The sequence below is a fragment of the Ehrlichia ruminantium str. Welgevonden genome (assembly GCF_000026005.1).
Lineage (GTDB): Bacteria > Pseudomonadota > Alphaproteobacteria > Rickettsiales > Anaplasmataceae > Ehrlichia > Ehrlichia ruminantium.
The window spans coordinates 240347-257445 of record NC_005295.2 but is presented as its reverse complement, the minus strand read 5'-3'; the positions used below and the strand labels follow the sequence as shown (position 1 = coordinate 257445).

General features: G+C 27.9%; 11 protein-coding genes. 4 read left to right on the top strand and 7 right to left on the bottom strand.

Going from position 1 to position 17099, the window contains the following annotated elements; genetic code table 11:
- The first annotated feature begins 155 nt into the window (after window positions 1-155).
- Window positions 156-1280 carry a phosphate ABC transporter permease subunit PstC gene (pstC, locus tag ERUM_RS00810; RefSeq protein WP_011154833.1) on the top strand — a complete coding sequence of 375 codons (1125 nt, stop codon included), beginning with the start codon at window positions 156-158 and terminating at the stop codon, window positions 1278-1280.
- A gap of 5 nt (window positions 1281-1285) precedes the next feature.
- Entirely contained in the window at window positions 1286-2092 is an 807-nt protein-coding gene (locus tag ERUM_RS00805; RefSeq protein WP_011154832.1) for a type I glutamate--ammonia ligase, read from the top strand.
- Window positions 2093-3904: 1812 nt separating this feature from the next.
- Here the strand turns inward: ERUM_RS00805 and ERUM_RS00800 are convergent.
- The 5 genes from ERUM_RS00800 to ERUM_RS00780 all read right to left on the bottom strand — a co-directional run bounded on the left by ERUM_RS00800 (window position 3905) and on the right by ERUM_RS00780 (window position 11155).
- Window positions 3905-4693 (bottom strand): MBL fold metallo-hydrolase, encoded by a 789-nt coding sequence (locus ERUM_RS00800; RefSeq protein ID WP_011154831.1) that lies wholly within the window; start codon window positions 4691-4693, stop codon window positions 3905-3907.
- Window positions 4694-5542: 849 nt separating this feature from the next.
- Entirely contained in the window at window positions 5543-6082 is a 540-nt protein-coding gene (locus tag ERUM_RS00795; protein ID WP_231837229.1) for a hypothetical protein, read from the bottom strand.
- A complete protein-coding gene (locus ERUM_RS00790) occupies window positions 6072-6563 on the bottom strand; it encodes a hypothetical protein (protein WP_231089403.1) in 492 nt (163 codons plus the stop codon). Before ERUM_RS00790 ends, ERUM_RS00795 begins: the two co-directional genes overlap by 11 nt.
- 139 nt (window positions 6564-6702) lie before the next feature.
- A complete protein-coding gene (locus ERUM_RS00785; RefSeq protein WP_011154828.1) occupies window positions 6703-8151 on the bottom strand; it encodes a hypothetical protein in 1449 nt (482 codons plus the stop codon).
- Between the two features lie 160 nt (window positions 8152-8311).
- Window positions 8312-11155, bottom strand: a complete 2844-nt coding sequence (locus ERUM_RS00780; RefSeq protein ID WP_231837228.1) for a hypothetical protein — start codon at window positions 11153-11155, stop codon at window positions 8312-8314.
- 184 nt (window positions 11156-11339) lie between these two features.
- Here ERUM_RS00780 and lpdA point away from each other — a divergent pair, with 184 nt between their 5' ends.
- The gene (gene lpdA, locus ERUM_RS00775) at window positions 11340-12749 is read left to right on the top strand and encodes a dihydrolipoyl dehydrogenase (RefSeq protein ID WP_011154826.1); all 1410 of its coding nucleotides are present in this window, start codon (window positions 11340-11342) and stop codon (window positions 12747-12749) included.
- 129 nt (window positions 12750-12878) lie between these two features.
- A complete protein-coding gene (locus tag ERUM_RS00770; protein WP_011154825.1) occupies window positions 12879-13121 on the top strand; it encodes a DnaJ domain-containing protein in 243 nt (80 codons plus the stop codon).
- 1358 nt (window positions 13122-14479) lie between these two features.
- Here the strand turns inward: ERUM_RS00770 and rho are convergent.
- Together rho and ERUM_RS00760 are read right to left on the bottom strand one after the other, a co-directional pair.
- Entirely contained in the window at window positions 14480-15916 is a 1437-nt protein-coding gene (rho, locus tag ERUM_RS00765) for a transcription termination factor Rho (RefSeq protein WP_011154824.1), read from the bottom strand.
- A gap of 423 nt (window positions 15917-16339) precedes the next feature.
- Window positions 16340-16972, bottom strand: a complete 633-nt coding sequence (locus ERUM_RS00760) for a cell cycle transcriptional regulator TrcR (RefSeq protein WP_044148603.1) — start codon at window positions 16970-16972, stop codon at window positions 16340-16342.
- Window positions 16973-17099 lie beyond the last annotated feature (127 nt).

Genomic DNA, 17099 nt, shown 5'->3' with positions numbered 1-17099 from the left:
TTCTTTTTAAATACAGGCTATATAATAAAAATACACATTTGATATTACAAAGCACTATAAAAGTGATAAAATCATATATATTAACTTATACTATAAAGGTATAATTTTTAATTTATATAATGTAAAAACTTGTGAAATCTATTTTTTAAATAATTATGATACTATTTACAATATTATTATTTATTGCTTTACTAATAGGAAATTACTACAAAATTACACTCATTTTTGAAGATAAGTTTCATATTATAACTTCCTTGAATGTTATCTCTCCAGTAATCATCTGCTATTCATTGTATCTACAAAACTTTAGCATGATATTTATTGGCATTATATTCATCACATTAGCTGTTATATTAATAGTAACATATGTAGATAAAGAATTCTTATTATTGAAATTCATTATGTTTTTGTCTGTAGGAATATTATTCCTTATCGTAATATGTATAGTAGTATGCCTAGGTTATAACTCAGCATTATTTTTCAGTAAAATACCACTAACAGACTTCCTATTCGGTGTTACTTGGCAACCAAATCCAGAAATAATCAATGAAAAACTAGCAGGATCATTTGGCATATTACCACTATTGAGTGGCACATTACTAATTGTTATTGTTGCTATTACGATAGCAGTACCTTTAGGATTATTATCTGCAATTTACATTAGTGAATATGCAAATAAAAGAATAAGATATACTATTAATACAATTCTCGAAATATTAGCAGGTATCCCTACAGTAGTATATGGATACTTTGCAGTAGTATTTTTATCACCATCAATTAGAAGCTTAGCAAAATATTATAACCTTAATGCTCAATCAGAAAATGCACTAGTTGCTGGATTAGTCATAGGTATCATGATTTTACCATTAATAACATCTTTAATGGAAAATGCTATACGATCTGTACCAAAAACTATAAAATATGGCTCTATGGCACTGGGAGCAACAAGAGCAGATACCATATGGAATATTATAATTCCATATGCTTTACCCAATATCATTAGTGCAATTATATTATCAATCTCACGAATAATAGGAGAAACAATGATTGTATTAATGGCTGCTGGAATCACAGCACATCTAACTTTTAACCCATTGCAAACCGTCACGACTATTACAGTACAGATTGCAACAATCTTAACAGGTGATCAAAATTTCAATAGCATTCAAACATCATCTGCATATGCTTTAGGACTTACCCTATTCATAATTACATGGTTTCTCAATATACTTGCATTACATATCACAAAAAAGACAGTAAAACCAATTAAAGTTAATTAGTACATATGTTAGAGTATACACTAAATTATCTTACTAATAATCTAAATATAACTCCAGTAATAGGTATAGAACTAGAGTTTTACTTTGACCATATATCATTAGACAATTTGAAATTAGTTATTAATAACATAAAAAATAAACTATCTTGCTTTAACTGTAATATAATACAAGAAAAAAGCAAATTACAATATGAAATACAAACATCATATACCACTAATATTTCTAGACTTATATCTGAAATTAATACAATCAAAGAAATTTTGCATAATACAGCACAAAACCATAAAGGAACCATTAATTTTTCTGCAAAACCATATTTAGATAAACCAGGGAGTGCATTTCATGTGCACATAAACTTACTTGATAAAAATGCAAACAATCTATTTTTCCAACAAAATAACGAAGTAAGTACATATTTGTTATACAGCATAGGAGGTTTATGCACATTAATGAAAAAACATATGATATTTTTTGCACCATATAGTGATTCATATTTAAGATATATACATGCTGATATAGATACTCCTACAACTATCAGCTGGGGAGGAAATAATAGAAGCACTGCTATAAGGATACCAAACACTACAAACAATCCTAATAGATGTAGAATAGAACACAGAGTAGCTGGTTCAGATTGCAATCATAAACAAGTAATCACTTCTATTTTACAGGGATTAATTCATGGAATACAAAACAAAATACAACCTATTCCTAGAACCTATGGAATTGCATCAGATTTACAATATAACCTAGAAAAATTACCATTAAGTTTAGATGAATCAATCAAATACTTCATTACAGACTTACAATAAGAACTTTGAAGCTTATATTATTATCCATAAAATAATATAGCTATCATCATATTCTTATTACTTTCTATTAAATACCCTCATAAACCAACACAAGGATTTTTTTGAGTTTATATACACAATATCCTTTTGATAAATTTCACTGCCATATATATTAATCAGATCTCTAGTCATATTTTTGCTATTTTTTATCAAAATCCAATAAATTAGTTAAACATTTATTACAAGCTCACATAAAAATTCTTGGTCTTATATATTAACATTTCCTATTACAAGTTCTACACCTATAAATATATATAATTTTAGATTTCATCATGCATTCTTATTACTTTCGATTCAAAATTCTAACAACTATTTATGTGTAAATTTTTACCAAGAAAATATACTAATAAGTTATAAACATTAAATTAATACCATATTAACAGAATTAAATTTAATATTTAATCACTATACAATCTAAAATCTCATAGTATTTAAACGGCTATTGTTTATTAGAATCTGATAAAAAAGATGTGCTTCTAGTATTATCAAGTATATACTTGTTCATTTTTTTTTTTACACTACATAATTAAATAAAAGCATCAATAATAATTCTAAATCCATCACACAAATTTCAATCACCAATCACCACTAGAATTCACCTAATATTAATTGTTATACTATTACACAATACAACAAGTTATTAGTATACATACATAACACAACAACGAGAGTCAGTGATATAAATTTATTAATAGATATTTAGTTAAAAATATAATCAAAAAATCACGTATAAACATATAAGGAACAACATTACATTATTATCAATATTAATTAATGCTATTATAAATAAGCTATTAATTAGGTGAAACTACCATAAATATAGTTTACCATAATTAATACTAACCAAGTGATGATCACACACAAGTCTTGGCTAGTCAGATAATTTCCTCATAGACATTAGTTCAACATAATTAAATAATACCTAAACACATTAAGTAACTATAATTCATAGTACTATCAATATTGGCTATATAATCTCACATTACAAACAAAGTTATATTAATTAACCAATAAATACTGTTTTACCACCACTAATACTTCTCACATGATGATCATATCAAGAATATAATTCAAACAATAATATATAAACTGTACTACAAAGAGTCAGATAAATTGATATTAGATCAACACAATAAAAATCATTCTAATATACAAGTAGTAATAATGATATTATTACCAATATTCACTATGTCATCACGTTACAAACAAAGTTATATTAATTAACCAATAAATACTGTTTTACCACCATTAATACTTCTCACATGATGATCATATCAATAATATAATTCAAACAATAATACATAAACTGTACTACAAAGAGTCAGATAAATTGATATTAGATCAACACAATAAAAATATCCTAATATATAAGTAGTAATAATGATATTATTACCAATATTCACTATGTAATCACGTTACAAACAAATTATAGTTATACAAATTGATTTTTGGTTAACATAATTAATATTAAACAATATCAATATATCAATGATTAAGGAACACCACATATTACAAGGAAAATATAACTGAAATAATAATTATGTGCAAATATCCACTATAAAACTTTCAACTAAACAATATCATCATATCAGAGAAACCTAATAACAACACATATACACAATTATATGGTCTTTAGTAACTTGACAATATTTCCGCTCTTATACTAGATATAAAGCAGAATTAATAACATACATACAATAAATACGTATTATAGAGTGTCAACTAATAAATATTATGAGATAATACAACACAGATAATAACTTCAATTTAACATCATATTACAAACTGTAAGCCATCATAACCAACAATAACATTAGCATCAATACGACTTTTTATATAATCAATTAAAGAATAGTATTCCAAATCATGACTCATATGGGTAAAAATGGTAGTTTCTGGCTTGAGCTCTGCTACCCACTCTAAACATGTATTAACACTAGAATGTGCAAAAGATTCTTCATATTTTAAACATCCTAGTATTAGGACCTTTATCTTATATAGCAAGTCAAAAGATTTTTTTGGAAAAGACTTAACATCTGTACAATACGCCACCTGATTATTAAATATAAATCCATTACAATCAGCAACACCATGGTCTTGCTTTATCATCAATATACGAAAGCTTCCGATATTATATTCCTGATAATAATACATAATGTTAGGAGTTAAATAATGACATTTTTTCCATTTAGAAACAATTCCTCGAATAAAGAAATACGAATTACTTGCAACAAGTGAACATAAAGTCATTACATCACTATATATATGTACGGTATTTAATTCGTTAGTAGGCACAAAAGGTTGAAGATCTGAGATACCATCACAATGATCTGAGTGAAAATGAGTATAAAGTATACCATCAACAGATGATAAATTATGTTGTAATGCTTGAATCCTTAAATCAGGAGTAGTATCAACTAGCAGCTTAGTTCCATTATTCTCAAAAAGTGCTGAAGCTCTTGTACGTTTATTATATTGTAAATGCGACTTACATGCACTACAATCACATCCTATAATTGGCACGCCACTAGATGAACCAGAACCAAGAATTGTTATCTTCATAAAACACTTATACCCTTATATGTGATCAATATCATTTGTCTTATTATTAGTCAAGTACATAAATTATCAACTATCAGCTTGACTTTTTTCCTACCACAAAATCAGATTATTATATCACATATGATACTAAAATGAGCATAATTCACTTTTTACTTAATAGACTATGTCTAAAGTATTATGAACATATATATACTTATTTGATACATTTATATTTGAAGTATGCTATCTGTATAAAGAACATAAAGAGACAAAAGTACCTCATATTACAAAAAACAAACTAAACAGCTACAGTAGTTTTGTAAGGTCTTATTATCATTTATCTTAATGGACATGCTGTTGCTTTACTTATTTAACATTAAGAATTAATAATACTAAAAGTTTAATATCACTTCTTAGACTGATTGTACTATGACTCTGTTTGTAAGTCTTTAAAATTTATTTTATTTAATCAAAAAAGTCATTATATTTACTACAGCACTATATAACTCATCTTATTATTTAGATTAAATTGCATATAAAGTTAACAAGGATCACATTATAAACTAGCACATCTACTATATGATACATAAGCTCGTAGTAAAATTATAAAACTACACTTTATTGAACTAATATATTAAAATTTATATACTTAACTTTTTATTACTTGTTACCTATTATTACAAAAATATAAATTTCTAGAATCATTTATAAACTTTATCATATAGAAAGATGAGTACAGCATATTCAACATCAGATTAATATGTTATTATGTCAAATATATATAATATATAGAGATAACAGGTGACTTTAAATCTAACAAAAATATAAAACTACCGATATAATCCATAAACCCTTATCTGACTTATAATCTTAATGATGCTCGCTCTTTCTAGTATTTTGCATATATATACTATGTAATGCTTCTACATCCTTATTAGGAAAAAATATACTCTTAATTTTCCTAATATCAGATTCTCTCTTTTTTAATCCAGCAGTACGCTCAATTTCTAACGCATTTTCCTCAGTCACTTCTTCATTTTCTGGTATTACACTTTCTTGTACTACAGAATAAAATTCACATACACTAGACAACATATTACCAACTTTATCAATATCCACATTTACATTATTAGTAACTACCTTGACTAAATACTCAGACATGTATTCCAACTTTTCTTTAGGTAAATGACACAACATAACACTAGAACTATCCTGCTCAAAAAATTTACAACGACCATTACGCATACCAAACACTGTATATTGAATCTTATCATCAATAAAATCTATATCACAAGTATAACTTTCACAATGATTTAAAGCATATATAAGACCAATACAGTCATGCTGACTAGCTTGACATACATTATGTATAGTAAATAAAATTATCACTAACAATATACTAATTTTCATCAATAAATTTACCCATTATACTATACAAATCAAATACAATTCTACCTCTTACAGTAGATACAGGCTCACCTTTTAAGGCAGATTGTAATACTTCATTTGTAATATCTGTATTCTTTCCAATACTAACATTAATAATTTTAACATATCCTGAAATATCATGACGTATAGCATTAATAAACAAAAATACTTGCTCATCACTTATAGAGGAAAATTTAATCTTAATACGATTTTTAATCACACTTATATACTGTTTATCAAAAACATTGTTAATTACCTCAGGAGTAGACATGCTGATTTGAGAATTAAACAAATAATATTTCTTACATAAATTACTAATTAACGCACCTAAATTTTCTTCATAAGAAGTACTATATATATTTGAATTCGATATCTCTTGCCATAAACTTCCACTATTATTCAGCATTGCTTCATGCTTATGTACATCTACAATTTTAAAGCTTAACTTACGATTTTCATTCATAATACTGGTATTGTACCGTACTACTGAAGCATTAGAGTGATACAGATAGTATAATGTAATAGATAAAATACATAACAAAACTAAACATATTGAAACTTTTATTGCACACAACCATTTTAATAATTTGCTACTCACCTAATTATTTCTCCAATTTAACTACAACAATCTTATGATTATCTAAAACATCAGGTAGCGAATCTATGACTTCTACCTTATATTCTTTAAATTCATTCTTTATATTAAGTTGCAAGTTATTATAATAGTCTAAAAATTCTTTTTCCTTATTAAACTTAAGTAATAATTTAACTTTAAGACCATTATCCGTTACATGTAATGATATATAGTTAATAACAAATCCTGTTAAATCTACATTGTGCAATTTAAATATCAAATCAAGAGAAAAAAAATCGCTAGCTAAAAGCGACTTATATACATCCATTGTCTCATACATCTCATTAACTTGCCTAAGGCTAGTATCCTTGTCAATTTTTTCAATATTAGATATTAGTTGTTCATGATGAAGAAGCATACTCACTCTTTCATCATAATGACTATCTATCCTAAGCATATACCCAACATTCAACAAGGATATTACAGTAATAAAACATAGTAAAAATGGGATCAAATATGTGTTGATAAAACCAATCTTACACAATAGACGAGTATACTTAGTATGAAGAATCATAAATGAACATTGTTCCATAACAGCAGATAATACCACAGTATCACAAAACTCACTCATGATATTCGCAGATTGATTTACCATTAAAATCTTGGATAATTCATATGGTGTTAAAATATTACTATCCATATTCTTAAAATCACAAGATAATAAACTAGTCTTGATACTACTAGATGTTATAATATATAGGTTAATTACTGACTCTTTAGTGTCTCCAAGCTTAGTAAGTGATAAAAGTATATCATGTACTTCCTGATAAATTTTGCCTGCAATAATGCCTGGTGATGTATCATCATCAGAAAGCATAATATTACCAACATAAACTATTTTCCCTTTATATAAAACAATGTGCTTAAAATCATTAGTCTTAGTATAAGCTACAAATACTGTCCATCCATCACAACTCTTACATTGAACTGTTAACAACTTATTGCAAAGTGATGCCATTTCAATTGGTAATAATAGTATACCACAAAAATTTCCTGAATTACTAAGAATAGTATCTAGTATACTTTTAGACAATTCATTTAGTCTACTTGTTGCATACATATAATGCCAATTCTTATTTGTAGAATTTGGTTCTGTTAACAAAAATGCAGTCCCAACATCATAATCACTCATTATCTTGTTAAGATTGATCTTCATTAAAGACTTTGCAGTAATCTTATTACTTGCCGGTAATTTATGTTCAGTATAAACTTGATCAGAATGATTTAACACAAGATATATCGATGACTTTTTATATTCAGTAATACATGAAATAATTTTTGACATAGCCACATCATGTATTCCTTCAATAAAATATTTATCCTGCACTATAGCATCTACAATGTTCAACACTATTGCGCCATGATCTCCTACGGATATAATTATCTTATTCTTAGGCACTTTAGAAAAAAACAACATGATTTTTTACATAAAACACAGGATGAACAGTAGTTAGAATAATCTAATCAGTCAATATTAAACAACAATCAATAAAGAAACATTAATCAAAAATATGACACACAACATGAAATAATTTTTAAATTAACACTATTTTTATAAACAAACAACACATACATAACTAGAATAGACTCTCTATTCGAGATGTGGTACCTTTTGTCACTTGCACACCAGAAACACTACTTTGAATACTATCCAAATTAAAAATCACAAATCCCTGTTCATTATTAGACATCCTTCTTCTATTCAACTTTGCTAAATACCACTTTATACATTTAAATCCACCTAATAATAAAAAGATAAGCAGTATACTAGATATTACTGCAATTACTACTTTATAATCAACAGAACTTTCAGTATTAAAAGCAGAATTACTATTTAATAAACTACCATTATAACTACTAATATTATGCTGTGTAGGATTAAACAATGTAACATTCATATTATTAGCCTCTTGTATGCCATGAGATGTATATCTTGTACTCACTGTACTTTTATTGCGAATATTAACACCAGATCTAACAGTACTACGCCTTATATTATACTTTACTTTTCTACCTAATATCTTATGTTTTATAGCTAAAGAATTATTCACATGCCTACTAATATTGTTGGATACATTATCACTCATTAGTTTCAATACAACATCAGTACTAACATCACCATGACCCAGATCTTGTTCATGTCCAACACTATCTTTTTCACTGCCAGATACATGATACGCATCACCTACTAATACTGATCTTACTGTAGGAGTAAGATGTACTGGAACATTACTAACACTTTCCACTTGCTTTGAAACATCAGTATCACCTAATGGCACTACAACAGAACTAGCAGGTTTCATATAACCAAAAGCATGATTAATAGGACTAGCCGTACTTTTAAATACATCATAGCTTTTACTAGTCAGTACTGATCTTGGTATTGAACTTGTATGTATAGAATTATCCGTTTTAGGATTTATATGCCTCACAACCTCTTTACCATATGGTGACTTCGGTTGCAATGTAACATGCGTTACATGGCGAGTAGGCTTTATTACATAACCAAAAGCATGATTAATAGGACTAGCTGTACTTTTAAATACACCATCGCTTCTATTAGTCAGTATTGATCTTGGTATTGAACTTGTATGTATAGAATTATCCGTTTTAGGATTTATATGCCTCACAACCTCTTTACCATATGGTGACTTCGGTTGCAATGTAACATGCGTTACGTGGATAGTAGGCTTTATTACATAACCAAAAGCATGATTAATAGGACTAGCCGTACTTTTAAACAAATCATCACTTTTACTAGTAAGAACCAATCCTGTAGCTAAACTTTCACTTACAGAATTATCTGATCTATTACCCGCACGCTCTGTAATACCCTCACCATCTGATAATTTTGATTGCAATGTCACATGTGCCATATGATTAGTAGGGTTTACACTAGTATAATTAATTAAGTTATCTGTAATCTTAAATACATCACCCATTTTACTAGTTGATATGAACTTCTCTACAAAACCTGCATTACCTGAAACAGTTATAACATCGCTTAAATATTCTGTAGTATAATTTACACCATAACTAGCAGGCATAGTATAACCTATTAACAAGTCATTATATTCACCACTCCAACTCTTAAATAAATCACCAAATTCCATTTCTCTAATATTTAAAAAAAACTGAGATACTTTATCATTAACAGTTGATTTTGTAGCTAATACATTACGAATATTAATATGTTCAACACTATCAAACCCTAAAACTGTATCAACAACATATGTAAAATTAGCAATATTTTTCACTACATTACGTGGAATTTTTATAACATCAACATGATCAACAATCCCTAATTTTAACTGTAATTTTGAAATCTCATATTTTACAAGATAATCACTTCCCATAGTCGTTATTGCTAAAATATTTTCAGTAGAATTTATATATATGGCACTAATATCTTCTGTAATCTGCATAAAATCATACACAGGCGATTGTTCATCACCCATAGTATAAACAATAACCAACTGCTTTTTATTCTTAAATGTACTATTAAATACAGTACCAATATATGCTATATATACATTCCCATCATCACGAAAAATATCAATAACATGAATACAGCTATTAGGAATATTATATTTCCTACCACTACTAGCATTACAACCATAAAAAGAACCCACCAAACATTCTTCTGGATCAAGATGCATATTATAATTTATAGATAAATCATATATACTAGAAAAAAAATTGTAATCTCTAGAAATATGTTTCCCAACATAAAGAAAATTTATAAAACTATCCGATCCTAATTTAACAATTAGTCTATCATGACATTTACCACGATTAATATAACCAGAATGCTTAAATAAATAGGCAGCATTAAATTGCCTATACCCATTACTTAAACCTATAATTTCAAATCTATTATTATGATATCTCAATTGCCACATCACATACAATCTATCTGTAACATCACCTCGATAGTCATTATCTACTCTTGCAATAACAACAATCCTACCACCCGTATCCTGATGTAAAATAATAGGATATTTCACTTCTTCTTTGAGATAGTTATTGCAACTAATTAATTGTAAGTCATGTAATTTGGATAAAGACACATTAGGATTATAATTTATCTTATATATTTTGATAACTAAAGCTTTACGACCTTTACTTTCTTCAGGAATAACAATAAATATCAAATCATCATTACTATTCTTTACAAATAACATCTCTGGTGGATAATTTGTTGTCCGACGATCAATAATTGCATGATCATTAATTTTCATATAATAAATAGAAGCACCATGTTGAATCTCACATATTACATCATATCCATTAACATTATTTCTTGTATAATATACAGAAAAAATAATGTTGCCTTTTTTAAAAAAATTAACACTAGATCCATTAATAATACTAGATCTTAGTTTATTATCAGTAACTGTAGTTTTAAGTGATGTAAGCATGATTTTATGCAAAAAAAATTAATAATTATTAATACTATTACAAATAATTAACAAATCAATAATTATTATTAAATATTTCATAAATAAACAAATCACATCATATAGTGATTACATAAAAATGTTACACTTGCAAACAACAGTTCTGTTCTTTATCATTACAGAATTCTCATTTAAAGTAATAAACATGAACAAACATGAGTTTCTCATAATCGGAAGTGGACCAGGTGGGTACATAGCAGCTATTCGAGCAGCACAACTAGGATATAATGTTGCTATTATAGAAAAAGAGAATACGTTAGGAGGAGTATGTTTAAATTGGGGATGTATTCCTACAAAATCTCTATTACATTCTGCACTAATTTATCATAACATAAAAAAAGCAGATGTTTTTGGTATCAATGTAACAAATGTAACATGTAATTTTACTAAAATAATAGAACGCTCACGTAATGTTGTAGAAAAACTATCAAATGGAATTAGTGGGCTAATGAAAAAAAACAATATAAAAGTTTACTCTGGAACTGCAAAATTACTAGGAGAAGGAACAGTAGAGGTTTTAGATAATAATAATGATAAAATTAATATCACATCAAAACACATAATTATTGCAACAGGATCTCATCCTAGAAATTTACCGAACATAAATTTTGATAATAACATAATATGGAATGCTAAAAATGCAATGACACCAAATATCCTTCCTAAGTCATTAGCAATAATAGGAACTGGAGCTATTGGTATAGAATTTGCAAGTTTCTACAACACATTCGGTACTCAAGTAACAATGATAGAACTCAGAGATAATATACTACCACTTGAAGATCACGAAGTATCTAAATCAATGCATCAAATTTTAAATCAAAAAGGAATAAAAATTTACACAAAAAGTTCTGTAACAAAACTAGAAAAATCCAATAATAATGCCAGAATTCAAATATCAAATACAATAGATTTAGAAGTAGATAAAGTCATATTAGCAGTTGGCATACAACCTAATACTGATAATCTTGGCCTGGATAACACAAAAATACAAATCGATCAAGCAGGATTCATTATTACAGATAAATACTGTTGTACTTCTGAATCAGGAGTTTATGCTATCGGTGACGTTGCAGGTCCACCATGTTTAGCACACAAAGCAAGCCATGAAGCAATACTATGTGTTGAAAATATAGCAGCACAAGAAAAAAAAATAACAGATCGTAATATACATCATATCAATAAAGAGAACATACCCAGTTGTATATTCTCAATACCTCAGATAGCTAGTATTGGATTAACTGAACATCAAGCAAAGAGTATGGGATATGATATCAAAATAGGAAAATTCAATGCAAATTGTAGTGGGAAAGCTATAGCTATAGATGAAACAGAAGGGTTCGTAAAAGTTATAATTAACAAAACCACTGGAGAATTATTAGGTGCACATATGATTGGAGCAGAAGTAACAGAAATGATTAATGGATACATTATAGGCAAACAATTAGAAGCAACAGATCGTGATATCATTTCATCTATTTTTCCACATCCAACATTATCAGAAATGATTCACGAAGCAGTACTTGCATCAAATAATGAATCACTGAATAGTTAGCACACATACATTTTATACATAGTAAGAGATGTTTAAATAGGCACTTAAAATTGATAGTACCATATTCTCTATCATACTTACTGTTATACAGGTAATTTTTTATAATAATATCTAAGAACAAATGACATAGTGTTTCCTCACTTGATAAAAGTACTAAATGAAGCAAATACTTACACTAACATTAAAAGTACAGGCAGCAAGCTATCAAGACAGGAAGCACTTGAAATATTAGGACTACAAAATGGTGTAACTCACGAACAAATTAATGCAGCATACCACAAATTAATGAAATCGATACATCCTGACAGAGGTGGTTCTCCTTACCTAGCTCAAAAATTAAATGAAGCTCGTGATACACTACTAAAACAGTAATACATACCTATCAAATAACTGTTTTCTACTCTGAGTAAACTACGCAATCTATATATAAATGCTTATATTATAAACTACACTTAAATAAAATTATTTTCTCTAACTAAGTTCCAATGTTAAATAATCATTATTTAGAGATTAGCTAATATATACATAGTTATATATAACTAATACAATTCATACATAAGATATAATCAATAATACACACCTACCAAATAACTGTTTTTTATTCTACGTAAATATACAGTACACACATAAATGCTTACAGTATTATAAACTACACTTAAATAAAATTACTTTCTCTAACTAAGTTCTAATGTTAAATAATCATTATTTAGAGATTAGCTAATAGATACATAGTTATATATTCACTAATATAATTCATACATAAGATATAATCAATAATACATACCTATCAAATAACTGTTTTCCACTCTGAGTAAACTACGCAATCTATATACAAATGCTCATATTATTAAACTACACTTAAAGAAAGTTATTTTCTCTAATTAAGTTCTAATGTTAAATAATCATTATCTAGATATTACCTAACAGATACACATAACCAAAGCTAACAATTATATAATTTATACATAATACAGTATTGATAAATTAAGTAGTACTACATACAAAACAGCATAGCCATAGTTATATAGCTACCAATCGCAATACTCACATACCAAGAATATAACAAGGATATAGTTTATGTATAAAAAATAACATGATTTCAAATATCATTAATTTATAACTAGTTAAAAATATAGTAGTTGCTATAAATTTTTGAGCTTCAGGTAATTACTATATGTAATTTTAACAATATCAGTATTACAAATCCATTTCAGGTAAGTTAAGTAAAAAATTTCAATCGCAAATTAGCATTAGAACATTGTATATAGCTCAATACACAAACCTATAGCTAATTAAATACATATTCTTGTAAGCAGTACCCATTAATATTAGAACTCCATTATCGTAGTTCTAGATTATATATCAGTTATTAATATAATTTAATCTACAAATTATATAATTCACATATTAAATATAAAATAACAAACTAGAAGATCTATTACATTCAAAACCATATTAATCAGTATATATATTTACCATATTTAAATAATTACTACTTACACATTAAGAATATAATAGAACATAGCTCATGTATGACCAAAACTACAAATCATGCAATTCACATATCAAATGACAGAATAGTATGTTTTTTAATCAAGATAACATATTATTACTTAACACAAATCTTATAATAAAAAATTTATATAATTTAATTGTTATACGCTAACATATCTATAGATAAATATAACCTAAATTACAGGTATATAAAACTATACTTTACTATCTGCTAACTAGCTATTCATCATATCAAAAAACTCATTGTTATCTTTCGTTATTGATAACTTATCTCTTAAAAACTCCATAGCTTCAACAGAACCCATAGATGATAATAATCTTCTCAATAACCATACTTTCTTTAAACACACATGATCTATTAACATATCTTCTTTTCTTGTACCAGATTTTGAAATGTCTATCGCAGGATACACTCTCTTATCTGATATTTTCCTATCTAATATTATTTCACAATTTCCAGTACCCTTAAATTCCTCAAAGATTACTTCATCCATCTTTGATCCTGTCTCAATCAGTGCAGTTGCTATTATTGTTAATGACCCTCCATTCTCTATATTTCTTGCAGCACCAAAAAATCTCTTAGGTCTTTGTAAGGCATTAGAATCTACCCCACCTGTTAATACCTTCCCAGATGAAGGTATTACAGAGTTATATGCTCTTGCTAATCTTGTAATTGAATCTAATAATATTACAACATTTTTCCTATGCTCCACCATTCTCTTTGCCTTTTCTATTACAATCTCTGCAAGCTGTACATGTCTATATCCAGGCTCATCAAATGTTGAACTCACTACTTCACCCTTCACTGATCTACACATATCTGTCACTTCTTCCGGCCTTTCACCGATTAATAATACTATTAATTCAATATCTGGATGATTTACAGATATTGAATGCGCTATTTGCTGTAATATTATTGTTTTCCCAGCCCTTGGCGGCGCAACTATCAATGCCCTCTGTCCTTTACCTAACGGTGCTACTATATCTATTACTCTCATGCTTATATCTTTCTTACTTAAGCTTATAGGGTCATTGCACTCTAATAGTATCCTTTCTTCTGGATATAAAGGTATTAGGTCATCAAAATGCACATATCTCTGTAGCTTCCCCATATCTGTAAAGTTAATGCTATGTGCCTTTACTAATGTAAAATATCTTTCTTTCTCACTTGGAGCTCTAATCTCCCCACTTACTATATCACCAGTCCTTAAATTAAATTTCTTTATTTGTCCTGCTGAAATATATACATCATCACTACTAGCAGCATAATTTGCTTCAGGAGATCTTAAAAATCCAAAGCCATCGGATAATATCTCTACTACCCCACCTCCTATTGCAGCTCCTCCATCATTTACCACTTTTTTCATTAAGTGAAATATTATTTCCTGTTTTAGCATCCTTCCATTACTGACCACACCCAGCTCTTCTGCTATCTTTAGCAGATCCTCTATACTCTTCTTCTTTAATTCACTTAAATCTAATACCTTAACCTCTCCTCCTTTATCCTCAGGTACCTTAACCTCTTCTTCACTTTGTATACCCTCTATTACTTCCTCTTCCTTCACTAAAACAACAGAAGATTCAGTAGTAGCACTTTTATTACTTTTCCTACTACCAGTACGTCTTACACGTCTCTTTCTATCACTTAACACTACAAACCTATCACTACATAAATAAAATTATAAATACCAAACATACTTTATTTCTAATTATTGACAGAAAACTAAGATTTAAGTTTTACTACTTCTAATCAGTAACATGTCACACTAGTTACAAAATCTTCATATCTCTCTTAATTAAGAATTAATGTGCTCAATCTAAGTAACTTATAGAACTTAACTTCACATTTTACTTAAGAAGCACCCTACATTACATTAAGCTCGTATTAATTACTCATAAAATACAAAGAAAAAGATAGTAAAATAACATACATTATTCTACAATAGAATATTATACATTATTATATAACATAAAATCCACTTATTCTCAATATAATACATTATACTATCTAGAAAACAGTAACAATCATAAGCACATTATACACATAGAAAATGTTCTGTATAAACCTTAAATAATTACAGCGGTTCAGATGTAGAAAATTCATTAATATTTTTCACTCTTCTTTCCCTTTCCGCAACTATTTGAGCTTTCATAATCGCTTCATCAAGATCCACTTGAGTACATAATCCCAATAACACAGGATCTCTAGGCTTAATATTACTAGAATTCCAATGCTCTTTACTTCTAATAGCAGCAATGGTAGATTTTGTGGTACCTATAAGTTTTGCTATACATGCATCTTGCATTTCTGGACAATATTTTAAAATCCAAGATACAGCATCAGGTTTGTCTCTACGACGTGCAACAGGTGTATATCTTACTGTACGTTTCTTATTTTTCTTAAAGTTTCTATAACTTATTAATTTAGGCACCCTAGTAGGATCATTTTGACAATACTCAATTTCTTCCTTTGTGACCTGCCCCATTGTAATTGGATTACACCCAACTACACCTTTTGCAACCTCACCATCAGCAATACCTTTAACTTCTAGTATATGTAAGTTACAAAACTTAGCTATCTGTTCAAAAGTCAATATAGTATTATCTACTAACCACACTGCAACAGCTCTAGGCATTAAAGGACCAGACTCCTCCAGCATAGAAGATTCTTTATTATTAGAAGCTAAAGAATTATTACTACCTGACATATATACTATCTCCAATTTCCTACTGTAAAACAAAAGCTATACACCTTAATAATAAAGTACATCACAAAATATAATACCTACACTTATAAATTATTGACGTGCATTTTGCAATAATTATGTAAAAACT

Bases quoted from the DNA above. Each gene is read 5' to 3' on its own strand.
- pstC (WP_011154833.1), top strand. From the start codon at position 156: ATGATACTATTTACAATATTATTATTTATTGCTTTACTAATAGGAAAT.
- ERUM_RS00805 (WP_011154832.1), top strand. From the start codon at position 1,286: ATGTTAGAGTATACACTAAATTATCTTACTAATAATCTAAATATAACT.
- ERUM_RS00800 (WP_011154831.1), bottom strand. From the start codon at position 4,693: ATGAAGATAACAATTCTTGGTTCTGGTTCATCTAGTGGCGTGCCAATT.
- ERUM_RS00795 (WP_231837229.1), bottom strand. From the start codon at position 6,082: ATGAAAATTAGTATATTGTTAGTGATAATTTTATTTACTATACATAAT.
- ERUM_RS00790 (WP_231089403.1), bottom strand. From the start codon at position 6,563: ATGAATGAAAATCGTAAGTTAAGCTTTAAAATTGTAGATGTACATAAG.
- ERUM_RS00785 (WP_011154828.1), bottom strand. From the start codon at position 8,151: ATGTTGTTTTTTTCTAAAGTGCCTAAGAATAAGATAATTATATCCGTA.
- ERUM_RS00780 (WP_231837228.1), bottom strand. From the start codon at position 11,155: ATGCTTACATCACTTAAAACTACAGTTACTGATAATAAACTAAGATCT.
- lpdA (WP_011154826.1), top strand. From the start codon at position 11,340: ATGAACAAACATGAGTTTCTCATAATCGGAAGTGGACCAGGTGGGTAC.
- ERUM_RS00760 (WP_044148603.1), bottom strand. From the start codon at position 16,972: ATGTCAGGTAGTAATAATTCTTTAGCTTCTAATAATAAAGAATCTTCT.